This window comes from Streptomyces sp. enrichment culture (assembly GCF_964273145.1).
Taxonomy (GTDB): domain Bacteria; phylum Actinomycetota; class Actinomycetes; order Streptomycetales; family Streptomycetaceae; genus Streptomyces.
Window position 1 is genome coordinate 1,782,551 of record NZ_OZ186873.1, and the last position, 16,000, is coordinate 1,798,550.

The window sequence follows — 16,000 nt, forward strand, 5'->3', positions numbered from 1 at the left end:
CCGGGCGGGCACCGTGCGGCCCGGTTCCGGGCACCATGGGGGTATGACCGAGCGGAAGCCACCCGGCGTCGACTTCGAGTCCTGGGCGGACAAGCAGATCCGTGACGCGCAGGCGCGCGGCGAGTTCGACCGGTTGCCCGGAGCCGGCAAGCCGCTGCCCGCGGACGTGGACGCGGTGTACGACGAACTGTGGTGGGTCAAGCGGAAGCTGGCCCGCGAGGGCGTCGCGGTACTGCCGCCGACGCTGGCCCTGCGCAAAGAGGCCGAGGACGTGCTGGAGGCGGCCCTGGAGGCGCCGTCCGAGACCGCGGTGCGCAAGATGGTCGAGGATCTCAACGTCAAGATCCGCGACGTCATGTTCAAGCCGCCGCCCGGCCCTCCCCTGGGTCTGAAGCCGTACGACGTCGAAGGGGTCGTGCGGCGGTGGCGGGAGCGCCGGGCGGGCCGGTAGGGCCTGTCGCGCCTCAGAGGCGCAGGAGGCGGTCCGCCAGTTCGCGGTAGTCCCGCAGGGCCAGGCGGAGCTGTTCGGTGTCGGTGGGCGCCGCGTGCCCGTCCGTGCCCTGCCACGACGCGCGCAGGGCGTGGCGGCGCCGGCCCGCCGCGTCGGTGAGGCGGGCGACGATCTCCTCCAGGGCGCGGTCGGCCTCCTCCACGGCGGCCCGCGGGTCGTCGACGAATCCGGAGACGGCGTGGTGCAGCCGCTGCCCCAGCCTGTCGCACTCCTCGTGCGGCAGGAGGCGGGTGCTCGCCGTGCCGGAGGGGGCGGCGGGCCGGGGCGCGGCGGCGGCCGGGGCGGTGCCCACCGCCGTCTCGCCGCGGGCGTCGGGGATCGGCTGCCCGGTGGAGGTGGTGCCGGGCGGGCGGGTCACGTCGGACATGTGCCTCAGCTCTCCTTCGGCTGACGCCGGTGGGACGACCAGGGGGTGCGGGGGCGGGCCGGTGCCGCGTGCCCGCCGTCCGCGGTGGTGCGGTGCCGGCCGCCCTCGTGGCGGGCCGGACGCAGCAGGTCCTCGAAGAGGGCGCGGGCCTCGACCATGGCCTCGCGCAGCTCCTCGGTGCCCGTGCCGCCGTCGGCGCCCGGGCGGGCCGCGCGGTGCACGCGCCGGTAGCCGTCGACATGGCGGGCGTGGTGCACGGACAGGGCGGCGAGCTGCTCCTCGTACTGCCCGCCGTCCGGGAAGCCCCGGGTGCCGGCCAGCTCCGCGAGCAGCCGGTCCGCCTCGGCGACCGCCTCCCCCGGGGAGTCGACGAAGCGCTCCTGGGCCGCCGTCCAGCGCGCCTCGAACCGCTCGCGCTCCGCGGGGTCCAGCGCCTTCTCGCGCAGGCCGCCGTGGCGTTCCACGCGCTGGGCGAGCTCGCGCTCGGCGGCCCGGGTGTCACCGTCGTGCCGGGCCACGGCCCGGTCGTACTCGGGCCCGAAGCGCCGCTTCAGGCTCTTGCCGTGCCGCGGTCCGCGTGCGCGCAGGGTCAGGACGGCCGCGACGAGGAGCACGGCCGCCACGATCACGATCAGAGCGATGATCACGCCTGTGGACATGGATGCCTTCCGGGTTCTCGGCCCAACCGGCCTTCGGTACGGGCCGGTTGGGGGTTGCGGGTAGCCCGGCCCGAACGGCCCAAACGGCAGCCGGCGGACACGGTACGCGGGGCCGACACCCGTGTCGGCCGATCGGCGCAGGAGGCGTACGCCGTCGGCGGGAGGACGCGCGGACGGGCACCGGGAGGGCTCCCGCCGTCCGGCCGCGTCCGTTATTCGATTGCGTGCCGGTCCGGCCCGTCCGGACAATCCCCTCCATGTCCTGGACCATCGCCCCGGAACCGTACGACTCCCCCGTCGCCGCCGCCCTGTGGCGGGCGTACTACACCGAGGTCAGCGACCGCTGGTACCTGCGGTACGAGGGACGGCGGACCGACCCCGCCGGGCTGGAGCGGGAGATCGCCGCCGAGACCGGTGCCGATCTCGCCCCGCCGCGCGGGGTGCTGCTGGTCGCGCGGTACGGGGGCGAACCGGCCGGCACCGCGGGCGTCCGGCTGCGGGCCCCCGCCACCGCCGAGCTGAAGCGGGTGTTCGTCGCCGAGGGCGTGCGCGGGCGGGGCGGGGCCGCGCTGCTGGTCGGGGCCGCCGAGGACGCGGCGCGGACGCTCGGTGCGGCGGAGATGGTGCTCGACACGCGCAGCGACCTCGTCGAGGCCCGCGCCCTGTACGCGCGGCTCGGCTACACGGAGACCGAGGCGTACGACAGCAGTCCGTACGCCGAGCACTGGTTCCGCAAGCCCCTCACCCCGCGTGCGCCAGGGACCGCGCCTCGCGCGGGCGTTCCCGCTCCGAGCCGCACAGCTCGCCGGTGAGCTCCTTCACCAGCTGCCCCAGGTCGGCCGGGCGGTCCGGTCCCCACCAGTCGCCGAGCAGCTCGGCCAGGGACTCCTCGCGGGCGTGGGCCAGCCGCTGGACGACCTCGTGCCCCTGGTCGGTCAGGACCAGGTCGAGTCCCTCGCGGACGGCCAGGCGCCGCTCCTCGACCTGCCGGGCGGCCTCCATGACCGCCCGGAGCGGGACGGGGCCGCGCTCGGCGAGCACGGCCGGCTCCAGGTGGCCGTACCTCCTGATCCGCAGCAGCAGCCAGCTCGCGGCGGGCAGCAGGTCGTAGCCCGCCCGCTCGGTGATCTCCCGGTAGACCTCGCGGCGGCCCTCGCGGGTGCCGAGGACGGACAGCGCGCGGCACACCTCGTCGTGCGAGGACCGCTCCACCGGGTTGCTGGCGAAGGTCTGGGTGCCGTCGGGGGCCGTGACCGAGCCGCGCAGCCGGTCCTCCCTCAGCAGCCAGGCCAGGGCGAAGCCGAGGAGGGCGACGGGGGCGGCGTACAGGAAGACGTCGGTGATGGAGGAGGCGTACGCGTGCAGCGCTCCGGGGCGCAGCGCGGGCGGCAGGGCGGCGATGCCGCGCGGGTCGGCCTGGAGGCTGTCCGCGGAGACGCCGGGTGGGAGCCGTGCGCCGCGGAAGGCGTCGGCGAGCTCGTCGCCGAGCCTGCCCGCGAAGATCGTGCCGAAGACGGCGACGCCGAAGGAGGCGCCGATGGAGCGGAAGAAGGTCACGCCGGAGGTGGCCACGCCCAGGTCCTCGTAGGGCACCGCGTTCTGCACGATCAGGACCAGGACCTGCATCACCAGGCCGAGACCGGCGCCGAAGACGAGGAAGGAGGCGCTCATCTCGGCGGTGGAGCTGGTCTCGTCGAGCCGGTGCAGCAGGAACAGGCCCAGGGCGGTGACGGCGGTGCCCGCGAGGGGGAAGACCTTCCAGCGGCCGGTGCGGCTGACGATCTGCCCGGAGACGGTCGACGACAGCAGGATGCCGGCCACCATCGGCAGCATGTGCACCCCGGACATGGTCGGGCTCACGCCGTGGACGACCTGGAGGAACGTCGGCAGGTAGGTCATCGCGCCGAACAGCGCGAAGCCGACGATGAAGCTGATCGCGGCGGAGAGGGTGAAGGTGCGCACGCGGAAGAGCTTGAGCGGCAGGACGGGTTCGGCCGCCTTGCGTTCGACGGCCACGAAGACGCAGGCCAGCACCGCGCCCAGCACCGCCAGGCCGATGATCTGCGGCGAACCCCACGCCCAGGTGGTGCCGCCGAGGGAGGCGACCAGGACCAGGCAGGTGGCGACGGAGGCGATCAGGAGGGTGCCGAGGTAGTCGATGACGTGCCGGGTGGCCCTGCGCGGGACGCGCAGCACGGCGGCGATCACGGCGAGCGCCACGACGCCGACGGGCAGGTTGACGTAGAAGACCCAGCGCCAGCTCAGATGCTCGGTGAACAGCCCGCCCAGCAGCGGTCCCAGGACGCTGGTCGCGCCGAACACCGCGCCGAACAGGCCCTGGTACCGGCCGCGTTCGCGGGGCGGGACCAGGTCGCCGACGATCGCCATGGACAGCACCATCAGCCCGCCGCCGCCCAGGCCCTGCAGGGCGCGGAAGGCGATCAGCCCGGGCATGTCCTGCGCCACGCCGCACAGCGCGGACCCGCCCAGGAAGATCACGATGGCGGCCTGGAACAGCCTCTTGCGCCCGTACTGGTCGCCCAGCTTGCCCCACAGCGGGGTGGCCGCCGTCGCCGCCAGCAGGTACGCGGTGACCACCCACGACAGGTGCTCCATGCCGCCGAGTTCGCTGACGATGGTGGGCAGGGCCGTCGACACGATGGTCTGGTCCAGTGCGGCGAGCAGCATGCCGAGGAGCAGCGCGCCGATCGAGACGAGGACACCGCCGGGCACGTGCTCGGGGGCGTCGGTCCGCGTCGCGTCCGCGAGGTCCGCCGGACCCGTCACCCCCGTGGGGCCCGTCGCGCCCGCCGCTTCGCGCGCATCCCCGGCCATGGAAACCTCCCGAGGTCTCGTCCCGCCATCCCTCGTGGTCGGTGTGACCAGTTATCGCCCGTTCAGTCCTGTCGGAGGCCGGCGTTCCGAGGGCGCTCACGCACGCGCACGAGGGGGCGTGCGCACCGGAGCGCAAAGATGCTCTGCATAATCTCTGAGTTCACGAGGGGTTCGTGAGGAGAGGGGCGCATCGCGTGGAGCAGCCGAGGAGTCCCGGGGATCACCCGTGTCCGCAGTGCGGGGCGCGGCGCCGGGCCGACGGTACGCCCTCCTGCGCCTGCGCCCGGCAGGTCTCCGACGCGCTGCGCGAGGCGCGGTCGGCGCAGGCCGCCGCGGCCGGGGACTTCGACCCCCTGCGGATCCGGCCGTACGTCGAGCTGGACGGCTCGGGCGAGCCCGCTGCGCCCGCGCGGTCATCGGCGCCGGCGGAGCCGGACGCCGCCGTGCCGCCGCGCGCCGCCGGCTCCGCGACGCCGTCCGGCACGGCGGAGCAGACCTCCGCGCTCCCCGCCCCGCCGGCTCCGCCGGCCGACGCGCCCACTCCCACCGCCCCGCGTCCCTCCGATGCCCCCGAGCCGGAACCGGAGCCGCTCTCCGGCCCCGTGCCGCACGGCGCGGACGGGCAGCCGCGCCGCCGGCGCCGGGGGGTGGTGGCGAGCGTGGCCGCGGCCGCCGTCGCGGTGGCGGTGGCCGGGTACGCCGGCGGGCTGTTCTCCTACGAGACGCCGTCACGGGACGGGGCGCTGCCGCAGGAGGTGCGGGCGGGGGTGCCGGAGCCGTCGGCCGGCGCGGTCTCGCCGGCGCCGGCGCCGGGCGGCACCGGCCCGTCCGCGCGGCCGGCGTCCGCGTCGCCGTCCCCCTCCGCCGACGCGAGCTCATCGGCGTCGGCACCGGCATCGGCGTCGGCGTCGCCGTCCGGCGCCTCGCCGTCGGTGACGCCGTCCCGGTCGGCCTCGCCGACGACGACGGGGACGACCGCCCGCCCCACCGGGACGGCGGAGCAGCCGCAGGAGGAGGACGACGGCCACGACGAGGGCGGCTCCGTGCTGCGGCGCGGCGACCGGGGCCCGCAGGTCGCCGAGCTCCAGGGCCGCCTGCGCGAGGTCCACCTCTACGCGGGCGACATCGACGGCGTCTTCGACCACCGGGTCGAGGACGCGGTGCGCACCTTCCAGTGGACCCGCGGCATCCGCTCCGACGAGCCGGGCGTGTACGGGCCGCAGACCCGGCAGCGCCTGGAGGCCGAGACGTCGGAGCCGCGGTAGGGGCCGCGCCCCGAAGCGCCGGCGCGAGCCGGAGGGCCGCTCGGCTCAGTCGGTCCGGACGTGCAGCAGGATCGTTGCGTCCGGACCGGCCTCGACCCGCAGCCGCGTCAGGTCCGGCACGAGTACGTCGGGGCGGTGGGCGCCGGCCCGGGGGCCGATCCCGACCACCCGCATCCCGGCGGCGCGCGCGGCCGTGATGCCGGCGCCGGAGTCCTCGAAGACGACGCAGTCGGCGGGGTCGACGCCGAGTTCGGCGGCGCCCTTGAGGAAGCCCTCGGGGTGGGGCTTGCTGGCACCGACGGACTCCGCGGTGACGCGCACCTCGGGCATGCCGAGCCCGGCGGCGGCCATGCGCGCCGTGGACAGGGCGACGTTCGCCGAGGTCACGAGGGCGTGCGGCAGTCCGCGCAGCGAGGCGAGGAACTCCGGCGCGCCGGGGACGGCCACGACGCCCTCGGTGTCGGCGGTCTCCTCGGCCAGCAGGCGCGCGTTGTCGGCGTGGTTGTGCTCCATGGGCCTCTCCGGCAGCAGCAGCGCCATGGAGGCGTAGCCCTGCCGCCCGTGGACGACCTTCATGACCTCGTCGCCGTCCAGCCCGTGCCGGCCCGCCCAGCGCCGCCAGACACGTTCGACCGAGGCGTCGGAGTTGACGAGGGTGCCGTCCATGTCCAGCAGCAGGGCGCGGGCGGTGAGAACGGAAGTGGCCGTCATGGGCGGGGCTCCAAGGCGCGGATGAGGGGCTCACGGGCGTGTCCCCGGTACAAGGTGGCCCCGCCCGCCGGTCAGGGAGAACGGGCGGGAGCCACTTTGTTTCTCCACGGTACAAAACGCGGCCGTCCTCGCGCCACCGCCTTCCCCGGCCGTTCATCCGCTCTTCGGGCCGGCGTGACACTCCCCGCCGTCCTCGCCGGGCCGTGGGCCGCCGCGCGCGGCCCGGCCGCCGCCCGGGCTCACCCGGTCACGGCCTCCCACAGGCTCCACAGCCCGAGCCCCAGCATCAGCAGGGCCGCGATCTGGGTGATCAGCCGCAGCGGCACCCGCTTCATCAGGGCCTTCCCGCCGACGATGCCGAGTCCGGCGACCGCCCACAGCGCGAGCACCGCGCCCAGGCCGACGGAGAGCGGGTCGTCGTAGCGGGCCGCGAGGTTGGCCGTCATGATCTGGGTGAGGTCGCCGAACTCGGCGACCAGGATGAGCATGAAGCCCGCTCCCGCGACCTTCCAGAAGGACTGGTCCTCCGGCTTGCGGATCTCCTCCTCGTCCTCGTCCTTCTTCATCAGCAGCATCGCGGCGCCGCCCAGGAACAGCACGCCGGTGAGCGCGTGCACGAGCTGCTGCGGGAGCAGGGTGAGCACGCTGCCGGCCGCGACGGCGAGCGCGACGTGCAGCGCGAAGGCGGCGGCGACACCGGCGAAGACGTACGACGCGCGGTAGCGGGTGCCGAGGACGAGGCCGGCGAGGGCGGTCTTGTCGGGCAGCTCGGCGAGGAAGACGACGCCGAAGACGAGTGCCGTCACGGTGAAGCTGATCAACGATTCCTCAATCGGTCGGGGCTGCCCCGCCGAGAGTGCTGGACCTTGACACGGGACACCTCGGCACGGCAGCACACGGAGCGCCCCTGCCGTGCGGGCACGGGCGTGCACTGCTTGCCGAAGGTCTCGCTGGCCGGCCTCGTGATCGAGGCCCGCCTCCGGGCGCCGGCCCAGACGAGCTGAGCAGTATGTCGACGGTCCGGCGAAGAGCTACTCCCCTTCTGCGCCGTCCATGCTACGCGACGCCCGGCGCGGCCCCCAAGGGCCGGAGCACATCCCTCCGGTTCGCGCCGGAGCACCGGGACGCACGGCCGGCGCGATCCCGGCGGCGCCGCCCCCTTGCCGCCCCCGGCGCGAAATCGTCCTCCCGCCGCCCCACCGCGTCCCCCGACGCGGGGCGTCCCGCCCATAGACGTGACATGAACACGTCATTAGCTTCTTACCGACCGCACATCTGTACGCCACACGGCGTCACGAGCATTCCCCTCGCCCGCCCCCCGACACCCCCGCAACGCAAGGGAGTTCACCATGCGCAGGTTCTACGCGCGTCAACGGCTCGGCCTCCTCGCCGCGCTCACCGGTCTCGCGGCCTTCGCCGCGCTCCTCAACGGCCCGGCCGCCTCCGCCGCCCTGCCCACCCCGGTCAGCGGCGCCACCGCCCGCGCCTACCTCGCCGCCCTCACCGTGGCGTCCGAGGACCGCACCGGCTACGACCGCGAGCTGTTCCCCCACTGGTCCACGGTCAGCGGCGCCTGCAACACCCGTGAGACGGTCCTCAAACGGGACGGCGAGAACGTCGTCACCGACTCCTCCTGCGCCGCCACCGCGGGCAGCTGGTACTCCCCCTACGACGGCGCCACCTGGACCGCCGCCTCCGACGTCGACATCGACCACCTCGTCCCGCTCGCCGAGGCCTGGGACTCCGGCGCCGGCGCCTGGACCACCTCCCGGCGCCAGGCCTTCGCCAACGACCTGACCCGCCCCCAGCTCCTCGCGGTCACCGACAACGTCAACCAGGCCAAGGGCGACCAGGACCCGGCGACCTGGATGCCCTCCCGCACCGCCTACCGCTGCACCTACGTCCGCGCGTGGGTGCAGGTGAAGTACTACTACGACCTGTCGGTGGACCCCGCCGAGAAGTCGGCGCTGCAGAACCACCTCGCCGGCTGCTGAGGCCGCCCGCCCCGCCGGCCGGGCCCCGCGCCCCGGCCCCCGGGACACGGGAGACCCGGGCCGCCGGAACCCGCCCCCCGGCCTCCGTCGTTCCGTACGGTACGGAGCGACGGCGACCGGGGGGACCGAGGGGAAGAGACACATGGCCACACTGCGGCTGGGACCACTGCTGAGGTACGTCGACGGTTCGTCCGCGACCGTGTGGGTCGAGGCGGACCGTCCGCGCACCGCCGAGGTGCGCTGTGCCGACGGGGCCCGCGGCACGGCGCGCACCTTCCAGGTCGCGGGCCACCACTACGCCCTGGTCCCGGTGACCGGCCTGACGCCGGGCACCTCCACGGCGTACGAGGTGCTCCTCGACGGCACGCCCGTGTGGCCGCCGCCCGAGGCGCGCCCGCCCGGCCTCCCGCCCTCCGTGATCCGCACGCCGGGCGAGGGCGACACCGTCCGGATCGTCTTCGGCTCCTGCCGCTGGGCCGCCCCGCCGGCCGACGAGAAGGATCCGGCCGGCCCCGACGCGCTGGACACCCTGGCCGCCCGCCTCGCGGCCGATCCGGCGGGCGAGCGGCCCGACGCCCTGGTGCTGCTCGGCGACCAGGTCTACGCCGACGAGACCTCCGACGCCACCCGCAACTGGCTCGCCACCCGCCGCGACCTGCGCAAACCTCCCGGCAACCAGGTAGCCGACTACGAGGAGTACACCCACCTGTACCACGAGTCGTGGCTCGATCCCCAGGTGCGCTGGCTGCTCTCCACGGTGCCCAGCTGCATGATCTTCGACGACCACGACGTCGTCGACGACTGGAACACCTCCGCCGCCTGGCTCACCGACATGCGAGCCACCGGCTGGTGGCGCGAACGGCTGCTGAGCGGCTTGATGTCCTACTGGGTCTACCAGCACCTGGGCAACCTGTCACCGGACGAGCTGGCCGCCGACCCGCTGTACGCCGCCGTGCGCCGCACCCCCGACGGCACGGACGTGCTGCGCGCCTTCGCCGCCCAGGCGGACGCCGATCCGGCCAGTGTCCGCTGGAGCTACCGGCGCGACTTCGGCCGCGTACGGCTGCTGATGGTCGACAGCCGGGCGGCCCGGGTCCTCGACGAGGGGCGCCGGGCGATGCTCAACGCCGGCGAGGCCGCCTGGCTGCGCGAGCAGATGCCGTCCGGGCCGGAACCCTGCGACCACCTCCTCATCGGCACCTCCCTGCCCTGGCTGCTGCCCCCGCTGGTGCACGACGCCGAGACGTGGGACGCCCTCCTGTGCCGGGGCGGGAAGGGCGCGCGCTGGGCGCGGCTCGGGGAGAAGCTGCGGCGGGCCGCGGACCTGGAGCACTGGGCGGCGTTCCCGGAGTCCTTCGCCGAGCTGACCGAACTGATCGCCGAGGCCGGTACGGGGCCGGGGGCGCCCGCGACGGTGGCCGTGCTGTCGGGAGACGTCCACCACGCCTACATCGCCGAGCCGTCCTGGCCGGGCCGCGGGCCGGACGCCCGGGTGGTGCAGCTGACCTGCTCCCCCGTCCACAACTCCGTTCCCCTGTCGATGCGCTTCGGCTTCCGGTTCGGCTGGAGCGCCCCGGCCCGCGCCCTCGGCCGGTGCCTCGCCCGCCACGCGCGCGCCCCCCGGCCGCCGGTCCGCTGGCGCAAGACCGGCGGACCCTGGTTCGGCAACCAGTTCATGACGCTGACGCTGCGCGGCCGCTCGGCACGGCTGCGGCTGGAGCAGGCGCGGGCGGAACGCGGCGAGGGCCGGGGCGCGGCGCTGCGGACGGTCGTCGAGACCGACCTCGCCTGAACCCCTTTAACCCCTTTCACCCCCTTCGCCCCTCCCGTTTCCGCCTTCGGCTCCTCCTCACCCTCCCCTCCGGGAGCGGGCCGCGCCGCCTGCGGCCGAATGTTGAAGTTGCAAGAACTTATTAGGTGCACCTAACGTGGGTCGCCCAGTCGGTTCCTCCCCGACCGGTCCTCCCGCGGACCGGCCCGATCGAAGGAGCACCCCACATGACCGCACGTCTCGACCGCGCGCAGCCGTACGCCCTCGGCCTCTTCCGCGTCGTCGTCGGCCTGCTCTTCGCCTGCCACGGCGCCGCCTCCCTCTTCGGCGTGCTCGGCGGCGCGGCGGGCACCGACGGAGGCACCGTCGAGACGGGCGACTGGCCGAACTGGTACGCCGCCGTCATCCAGCTGGTCGGCGGCACCCTCGTCCTGCTCGGCCTCGGCACGCGGGCCGCCGCGTTCATCGCCTCGGGCTCCATGGCGTACGCGTACTTCAAGGTCCACCAGCCCGCCGCCCTGTGGCCGATGGAGAACGGCGGCGAGATACCCGCCCTGTTCTGCTGGGCCTTCCTGCTGCTGGTGTTCACCGGCTCCGGCGCCTTCGGCCTGGACCGGCTGCTGACCCGGCGCGCGGCGGCGCAGGGCGGACCGGTCGCGGAGCGGCAGACCCCGGTCGCCGCCTGAACCGGACGGACGCTTCCGCCAATCCGTGGTGCCTTCCCCGGGCGGGGGAGGCACCACGGGTGTTTCCGGCCGCGGCCGGCCGGTTCGGGCGGCCCCGCCGAACGGCACCGTGAAGCGGGCGGCGCGGGTTCCCGTGTCGCCCGCTTCGCCGTGGAGGACGACGGAGGACGCCTCACCGCGCCGGAACCCCCGCTCGTGGCGGACGCCCGCCCGGCCCGCGCCCGCGCGTCGGCGGTGAAGTCGGGCCGGACCCCGTTCCGCGGGTTGGCGCCGGCCGGACCGGCGGACGGCCGGTGCCGGCACCGCGGGGATGGCGGTGCGCGTGCACGCCGTACGTGCGGCCGGGTTCCGTCCCCGTCACGCACAGCTCGACGGCGGTCGCCCCGCTCCCGGCGACGCGCCGCCCCACCTCGATGCGCGAACCGGCCGGGACCGGCTCCTCGCCCCAGGTCACCGCCGCGGGCGCCGTCCCGCCGACGGGGTGAACCGGGGCGCGAGCCCCGCGAACACCACATCCCCCATATTCGAACAGGCGTATCATCAGGACGTGGCAACGACCTATGACTTTCCGAGTGACCTTCTCGCCGGTCAGCAGGAACTGCATCAGGTCCGGGCCGAGCTGTCGGCCCTGTTGAAGCGGCTCCCCTGGTCGGTCGAGCCCCTGGACGGCTTCAGCGACGACAACGGCTGGCGCAAGATCGAGCGGCCCGCCTCGCCCGGCTGGTCGGCCGACGAACAGGCCGAGGTCGAGAAGTTGCGGCAGCGGGAGCGCGAACTCGCCGTCTTCGTCAGCACCCACCGCTACTGGTCCGAGCTCGACGGCGCCGACCGCGTGGCGGCCCGTTCCCGGCTGAAGCACGCCCACGAGACCCCGCCCGAGGACGCCGGGGGCACCGGGCCGGGTTCTTGAAGGGGGCGGGGGCCGCCGCAGACACGAGGAGAGGCCCCCGGTGCCTCCGGGAGCCTCTCCGCCGGTGATCGTCCACCGGTTCCGGTGGGCGCGGACGGTTTCGAACCGCCGACATCCTGCTTGTAAGGCAGGCGCTCTACCCCTGAGCTACGCACCCGGAACGAGTCGACAGCCTACCTTGCCCGGAGCACTGCCCCGCAAACCCGTACCGCGCACCCGCCCCGGGGCCGCCACCGGTCCGGGAGCCGCCCGGGTCCCGGGGCGGGTGCCGGATCCGCACGGTCGAGGAGCCCCACCGCCCGGGGCCCGCCCGGCCCGGGCGGGGCGCCCCGCCGTCATGCCCGGTGAGTCCGGGACACCCGGGGAGGCCGTCACGTCCCGCTCCGCACCCGGTGCCGTACCCGGCCCGGTGGACGCCCGCAGCGACGACGGCCCCGGTGAGCGCCGGGCCGCCCCGGACCTCCCACGAGGGGCGGCGCGCACCGGTGACGGCCCGGCCGGCGTGTCCGCACCCCGGGACGGCTCCAGCCCCCCACGCGGTCGACGCCCGTGGCGCCGGCGGGAAAGTCACGGTCCGTACGGCGAACTGACCGGCCCGTGTGTTCGTCCCTTACGGGTGGGAGAATGAACCCGGGCAGGGCGGACGACACGGGAGAGGGATGTGACGGCGACACCATCGCAGCCGTATACGCCGCCGATGGAGCCGCGCGCGCCTCGCCCGCCGCATCCCCACCGGGCCGGGCACCGGGCGCGGAGCCCCCGCCGGGCCGGCGCGCTCCGCGACGCGTTCACGCTGCTGGGCCTGCCGCTCGTCGCCGTGCTGGCGCTGCCCGCCGCGTTCGCCGGCGGCGGCACCCGGCGCTGGTTCGGCGGACGGGCCGAGAACCAGCGGGCCGAGGCGCAGGCCGCGAAGGACGCCGCCGCGGCGGCCTTCTACGAACTGGACACCGCCCAGCGGGACCTGCGCATCTCCATCGAGACCATCACGGCCGTCGACGACTCCCCCGCCGCCCGGCGCGCGGTCGCCGGCTTCGAGGCGCTGGGGCGGCGCATCGACGAGGCCAGCCGCCAGTACATCGACGCCGTCGACGCCCACGACCTGGACCGCGACGACCTGGAGGCGTCGGCCGCCGCCCGCGCCCGCGCCGACCTGACCGCCGCCCGGGACGAGCTCGGCCGGGCCAAGCGGGAACTGGACCGCTTCGCCGAGGGCCTCGGCCCGCTGATCGGCAAGGCCGAGACCCAGCTGGCCCGGCTCGCCCCCGCCGTCGAACGGGCCCGGCAGTCCCTGCGCGCCGCCTCCGACGCCCTGGACACCGCCCGGAGCTCCGGCCTGAAGGCGGACGCCCTCGCCGCGCGCCTGGCCGCTCTCGGCCCGGAGCTGACCAAGCTCAACCAGGGCGCCGGGCAGCACGGCGTGCCACAGACCCTCGAACGGGCCGAACGGGTCACCCGCGAGGCCGAGGCGGTCCGCGCCGAGGCGGAACGGCTGCCCGAGCGCGCCGCCGAGACCGACCGCCGGATCGTCTCCCTGCGCACCCGCGCCCAGGCCCTCACCACCCGCACGGAACAGGTCGAACCGGTCCTCAGCGAGCTGCGGCGGCGCTTCGCCCTCGCCTGCTGGCAGGACCTCCAGCACGTGCCGGAGCAGGCGGCCGACGCCGTCCGCCGGGCCGAGCGGAAACTGGCCGAGGCGCAGGCCGCGCGGGACGAGCAGCGCTGGCCCGACGCGACCGCGCTGCTGTCGACCGTACGGGCCCTGCTGAACGAGACCGACGAGGCGGTCTCCGCCGCCCGTGACCGGCTGCAGCGGCTGAACGCCGTGCAGAAGGACCCCCGGCAGGAGATCGAGCGGACGCGTTTCGCCCTGCGCGACGCCCAGCGGCTGGCCATGGCGGGCCGCAGCACCCCCGATCCCCGGCACGCCCGCCCCCTGGACGACGCCGTGGCCCGCCTGGAGCGCGCGATCACCACGCTCGACGGCCGGCACCCCGACTACTGGCACTTCCTGACCGAGACGGAAGCCGTCCGCCGGACGGTGGCCCGCGTGGTCACCCAGATCCGCGAGGACCGCGCCCCGGGCCACTGACCCCCCGTCACCCGGCCCCGGCGCCCGTACCGCGCCCTGCGACAAGGGCGGCGGCGCCGGTTAACCTGTGCCCATGCCTCGCTACGAGTACCGCTGCCGGACCTGCGGCGACACCTTCGAACTGAGCCGTCCCATGGCCGAGTCCTCCGCTCCCGCCCCCTGCCCCGCCGGGCACGACGACACGGTGAAGCTCCTGTCGACGGTCGCGGTCGGCGGTTCGGCCGCCGCACCGGCCGCCGCGCCCCCGGCGGGCGGCGGAGGCGGCTGCTGCGGCGGGGGCTGCTGCGGCTGACGCCCGCCTCGCCGGGCCCGGCGCGTGCTTCAGCTCCCCAGGTACCGCAGCACCGCGAGCACTCTGCGCGAATAACCCTCGCGCCCGGACAGTTCGAGCTTGTCGAAGATCGCGTTGATGTGCTTCTCGACTCCGCTCTGGGAGATGTGCAGCCGCCGTGCGATCGCCGCGTTGGTGTGGCCCTGCGCCATCTCGGCGAGCACGGCCCGCTCCCGCACGGTCAGCCGGGCGAGCGGGTCGGTGTGCGTCGTGCGGCCCAGTAACTGGCGTACGACCTCCGGATCGAAGGCGGCCCGGCCGTCGGCCACCCGCTCCAGCGCTTCGAGGAATTCGTCGACCTGGGCCACCCGGTCCTTGAGCAGGTAGCCCACTCCTTCCGTCTCGCCGGTCAGCAGCTCCGTCGCGTACCGCTTCTCGACGTACTGCGAGAGCACCAGCACTCCGACCCGTGGCCATCGCCCGCGGATCTCCAGGGCCGCGCGCAGACCTTCGTCGGTGTGGCTCGGCGGCATCCGGACGTCGGCGACGACCACGTCCGGCGGGTCCTGGGCGACCGCCTTCAGCAGCGACCCGGCGTCACCGACGGCCGCGAGGACCTCGTGCCCCTCCTCCGCCAGCAGGCGGACCAGTCCTTCCCGCAGCAGGGTCGAGTCCTCGGCCAGGATCAGTCGCATGGCAGCTCCGCGGCCACGAGAGTGGGTCCGCCCGGTGGGCTGACCACGGTCAGGTCGCCGTCCAGCGCGGCGACGCGCCGGGCCAGCCCGAACAGTCCGCTGCCGGCGGCGTCGGCCCCGCCGCAGCCGTCGTCCTCCACCGCCACACGCACCATCCCTTCCCCGGTGCCGCCGACGGCGACGGTTATCCGGCTCGGCGCCGCGTGCTTGACCGCGTTGGTGACCGCCTCGCACACCACGAAGTAGGCGACGGTCGCGACGGCCCGCTCGGGTTCCTCGGTGAGGTGGTACTCCACCCGCACCGGTACGGAGGTCCGCTCGGCGACCGTCTCCAGCGCCGCGCGCAGCCCCGCCTCGTCCAGCGTGGTGGGATAGATGCGCCAGGCCACCTCGCGCAACTCGTCCAGGACGCGGCGGCTCTCCTCGTGGGCCTGGCCCAGCAGAAGGTCCCTGCGGTCGGCGTCCTGGCTGCGCCGGGCGCGGCCGAGCAGCATCCCGAGGGCGACGAGGCGCTGCTGCACCCCGTCGTGCAGGTCGCGCTCGATGCGGCGGCGCTCGTCGTGCACCGCGTCGACGACCGCGGCGCGGCTCGCCGCCAGTTCGGCGATGCGCCGCTCCAGCTCCTCCTGATGGCGGGGGCCGAAGCAGTGCCGCGCCCACTGCCCTTCCAGTCCGGCGACGCCGAATGCCCCCTGCACGGCGAGGAAGAGCAGGAAGAATCCGCCGAGACTGCTCAGGGCGATCGAGACGGGGTCCCGTATGCCGTCCACCAGGAGCCAGCCGTACGTCCAGAACAGCCCGTACCCGAGGCCGATCGCCGCCGACAGCATCACGACCCCGCCCAGCAGCCCCAGGGCCCACCGCCACACCACGTACCGCAGGGCCGGCAGATCCTCGTGTGCGGGCGGGACGCGGACGCCCAGCCAGATCCGCAGCCGGGTCCGCTCCAGCTCCGCCAGTACGCGCGCACACACGAGGAGCGGGCGGAGCACGGCACGACGTCCGGCGGGCCAGGCGGCCACCGGCAGCAGGGCCACACCGACCAGGACGGCGAAGGGCAGCTCGACGACGGCCGCGGCGGCTCCCGTGATCAGACCCGCCCCGCACCGCGCTCCGCGTCGTGCCATGTCTCGCATGATCGCGAGGCTAGTCGCGGGCGGGCCCGGTGCACACTGCGGGAAACCGCAATGTCCGGCTGCGGTTGGCCGCAGCGGATCGTGCGGTCTTCCTCAGGGT

General features: G+C 75.2%; 16 protein-coding genes and 1 tRNA gene. 9 read left to right on the forward strand and 8 right to left on the reverse strand.

The features are described 5' to 3' along the window. Positions 1-43 precede the first annotated feature (43 nt). Positions 44-451, forward strand: a complete 408-nt coding sequence (locus ACSU6Z_RS08105) for a DUF1992 domain-containing protein (RefSeq protein WP_437044264.1) — start codon at positions 44-46, stop codon at positions 449-451. A 13-nt stretch (positions 452-464) separates the two neighbouring features. Here the strand turns inward: ACSU6Z_RS08105 and ACSU6Z_RS08110 are convergent, their stop codons facing one another. Beyond that, positions 465-878 carry a hypothetical protein gene (locus tag ACSU6Z_RS08110; protein ID WP_437044265.1) on the reverse strand — a complete coding sequence of 138 codons (414 nt, stop codon included), beginning with the start codon at positions 876-878 and terminating at the stop codon, positions 465-467. Between the two features lie 5 nt (positions 879-883). Continuing rightward, positions 884-1,537 carry a hypothetical protein gene (locus tag ACSU6Z_RS08115; protein WP_437044266.1) on the reverse strand — a complete coding sequence of 218 codons (654 nt, stop codon included), beginning with the start codon at positions 1,535-1,537 and terminating at the stop codon, positions 884-886. A 257-nt stretch (positions 1,538-1,794) separates the two neighbouring features. On the opposite strand from ACSU6Z_RS08115, the gene ACSU6Z_RS08120 reads away from it, so the two are divergent. Next, on the forward strand, positions 1,795-2,349 hold the full coding sequence (locus tag ACSU6Z_RS08120; protein ID WP_437044267.1) for a GNAT family N-acetyltransferase: 555 nt from the start codon (positions 1,795-1,797) through the stop codon (positions 2,347-2,349). Here the strand turns inward: ACSU6Z_RS08120 and ACSU6Z_RS08125 are convergent. Further along, positions 2,279-4,372 carry a DHA2 family efflux MFS transporter permease subunit gene (locus ACSU6Z_RS08125; protein ID WP_437044268.1) on the reverse strand — a complete coding sequence of 698 codons (2,094 nt, stop codon included), beginning with the start codon at positions 4,370-4,372 and terminating at the stop codon, positions 2,279-2,281. The genes ACSU6Z_RS08120 and ACSU6Z_RS08125 overlap by 71 nt on opposite strands. Before the next feature lie 194 nt (positions 4,373-4,566). Here ACSU6Z_RS08125 and ACSU6Z_RS08130 point away from each other — a divergent pair, with 194 nt between their 5' ends. Then, a complete protein-coding gene (locus tag ACSU6Z_RS08130; RefSeq protein WP_437044269.1) occupies positions 4,567-5,637 on the forward strand; it encodes a peptidoglycan-binding domain-containing protein in 1,071 nt (356 codons plus the stop codon). 45 nt (positions 5,638-5,682) lie between these two features. On the opposite strand, the gene ACSU6Z_RS08135 is transcribed toward ACSU6Z_RS08130, so the two are convergent. After that, positions 5,683-6,348: an HAD family hydrolase gene (locus tag ACSU6Z_RS08135; protein ID WP_437044270.1), complete on the reverse strand. Its 666-nt coding sequence runs from the start codon at positions 6,346-6,348 to the stop codon at positions 5,683-5,685. A 239-nt stretch (positions 6,349-6,587) separates the two neighbouring features. Next, positions 6,588-7,169: a TMEM165/GDT1 family protein gene (locus ACSU6Z_RS08140; RefSeq protein ID WP_437044271.1), complete on the reverse strand. Its 582-nt coding sequence runs from the start codon at positions 7,167-7,169 to the stop codon at positions 6,588-6,590. 528 nt (positions 7,170-7,697) lie between these two features. Between ACSU6Z_RS08140 and ACSU6Z_RS08145 the strand changes: the two genes are divergently transcribed. The 4 genes from ACSU6Z_RS08145 to ACSU6Z_RS08160 all read left to right on the forward strand — a co-directional run bounded on the left by ACSU6Z_RS08145 (position 7,698) and on the right by ACSU6Z_RS08160 (position 11,709). Then, positions 7,698-8,342: an HNH endonuclease family protein gene (locus ACSU6Z_RS08145; protein WP_437044272.1), complete on the forward strand. Its 645-nt coding sequence runs from the start codon at positions 7,698-7,700 to the stop codon at positions 8,340-8,342. A gap of 142 nt (positions 8,343-8,484) precedes the next feature. Continuing rightward, positions 8,485-10,134: an alkaline phosphatase D family protein gene (locus ACSU6Z_RS08150; RefSeq protein ID WP_437044273.1), complete on the forward strand. Its 1,650-nt coding sequence runs from the start codon at positions 8,485-8,487 to the stop codon at positions 10,132-10,134. Positions 10,135-10,340: 206 nt separating this feature from the next. After that, the gene (locus ACSU6Z_RS08155) at positions 10,341-10,799 is read left to right on the forward strand and encodes a DoxX family protein (protein ID WP_437044274.1); all 459 of its coding nucleotides are present in this window, start codon (positions 10,341-10,343) and stop codon (positions 10,797-10,799) included. Between the two features lie 547 nt (positions 10,800-11,346). After that, positions 11,347-11,709 (forward strand): hypothetical protein, encoded by a 363-nt coding sequence (locus tag ACSU6Z_RS08160; RefSeq protein ID WP_437044275.1) that lies wholly within the window; start codon positions 11,347-11,349, stop codon positions 11,707-11,709. 85 nt (positions 11,710-11,794) lie between these two features. On the opposite strand, the gene ACSU6Z_RS08165 is transcribed toward ACSU6Z_RS08160, so the two are convergent. Beyond that, positions 11,795-11,866: transfer RNA gene (locus ACSU6Z_RS08165), tRNA-Val, on the reverse strand. Positions 11,867-12,406: 540 nt separating this feature from the next. Between ACSU6Z_RS08165 and ACSU6Z_RS08170 the strand changes: the two genes are divergently transcribed. Continuing rightward, complete coding sequence (locus ACSU6Z_RS08170) at positions 12,407-13,798, forward strand: hypothetical protein (protein ID WP_437044276.1); 1,392 nt, start codon at positions 12,407-12,409, stop codon at positions 13,796-13,798. Positions 13,799-13,871: 73 nt separating this feature from the next. Then, entirely contained in the window at positions 13,872-14,090 is a 219-nt protein-coding gene (locus ACSU6Z_RS08175; protein ID WP_437044277.1) for an FmdB family zinc ribbon protein, read from the forward strand. Positions 14,091-14,119: 29 nt separating this feature from the next. Here ACSU6Z_RS08175 and ACSU6Z_RS08180 read toward each other — a convergent pair whose 3' ends face one another. Further along, on the reverse strand, positions 14,120-14,764 hold the full coding sequence (locus tag ACSU6Z_RS08180) for a response regulator transcription factor (protein WP_437044278.1): 645 nt from the start codon (positions 14,762-14,764) through the stop codon (positions 14,120-14,122). Next, positions 14,755-15,900, reverse strand: coding sequence for a sensor histidine kinase (locus tag ACSU6Z_RS08185; RefSeq protein WP_437044279.1), 1,146 nt, complete (start codon positions 15,898-15,900; stop codon positions 14,755-14,757). Before ACSU6Z_RS08185 ends, ACSU6Z_RS08180 begins: the two co-directional genes overlap by 10 nt. Positions 15,901-16,000 lie beyond the last annotated feature (100 nt).

Coding starts and splice junctions, on each gene's coding strand:
- ACSU6Z_RS08105 (WP_437044264.1), top strand. CDS start 44: ATGACCGAGCGGAAGCCACCCGGCGTCGACTTCGAGTCCTGGGCGGAC.
- ACSU6Z_RS08110 (WP_437044265.1), bottom strand. CDS start 878: ATGTCCGACGTGACCCGCCCGCCCGGCACCACCTCCACCGGGCAGCCG.
- ACSU6Z_RS08115 (WP_437044266.1), bottom strand. CDS start 1,537: ATGTCCACAGGCGTGATCATCGCTCTGATCGTGATCGTGGCGGCCGTG.
- ACSU6Z_RS08120 (WP_437044267.1), top strand. CDS start 1,795: ATGTCCTGGACCATCGCCCCGGAACCGTACGACTCCCCCGTCGCCGCC.
- ACSU6Z_RS08125 (WP_437044268.1), bottom strand. CDS start 4,372: ATGGCCGGGGATGCGCGCGAAGCGGCGGGCGCGACGGGCCCCACGGGG.
- ACSU6Z_RS08135 (WP_437044270.1), bottom strand. CDS start 6,348: ATGACGGCCACTTCCGTTCTCACCGCCCGCGCCCTGCTGCTGGACATG.
- ACSU6Z_RS08145 (WP_437044272.1), top strand. CDS start 7,698: ATGCGCAGGTTCTACGCGCGTCAACGGCTCGGCCTCCTCGCCGCGCTC.
- ACSU6Z_RS08150 (WP_437044273.1), top strand. CDS start 8,485: ATGGCCACACTGCGGCTGGGACCACTGCTGAGGTACGTCGACGGTTCG.
- ACSU6Z_RS08155 (WP_437044274.1), top strand. CDS start 10,341: ATGACCGCACGTCTCGACCGCGCGCAGCCGTACGCCCTCGGCCTCTTC.
- ACSU6Z_RS08170 (WP_437044276.1), top strand. CDS start 12,407: ATGGAGCCGCGCGCGCCTCGCCCGCCGCATCCCCACCGGGCCGGGCAC.
- ACSU6Z_RS08175 (WP_437044277.1), top strand. CDS start 13,872: ATGCCTCGCTACGAGTACCGCTGCCGGACCTGCGGCGACACCTTCGAA.
- ACSU6Z_RS08180 (WP_437044278.1), bottom strand. CDS start 14,764: ATGCGACTGATCCTGGCCGAGGACTCGACCCTGCTGCGGGAAGGACTG.
- ACSU6Z_RS08185 (WP_437044279.1), bottom strand. CDS start 15,900: ATGCGAGACATGGCACGACGCGGAGCGCGGTGCGGGGCGGGTCTGATC.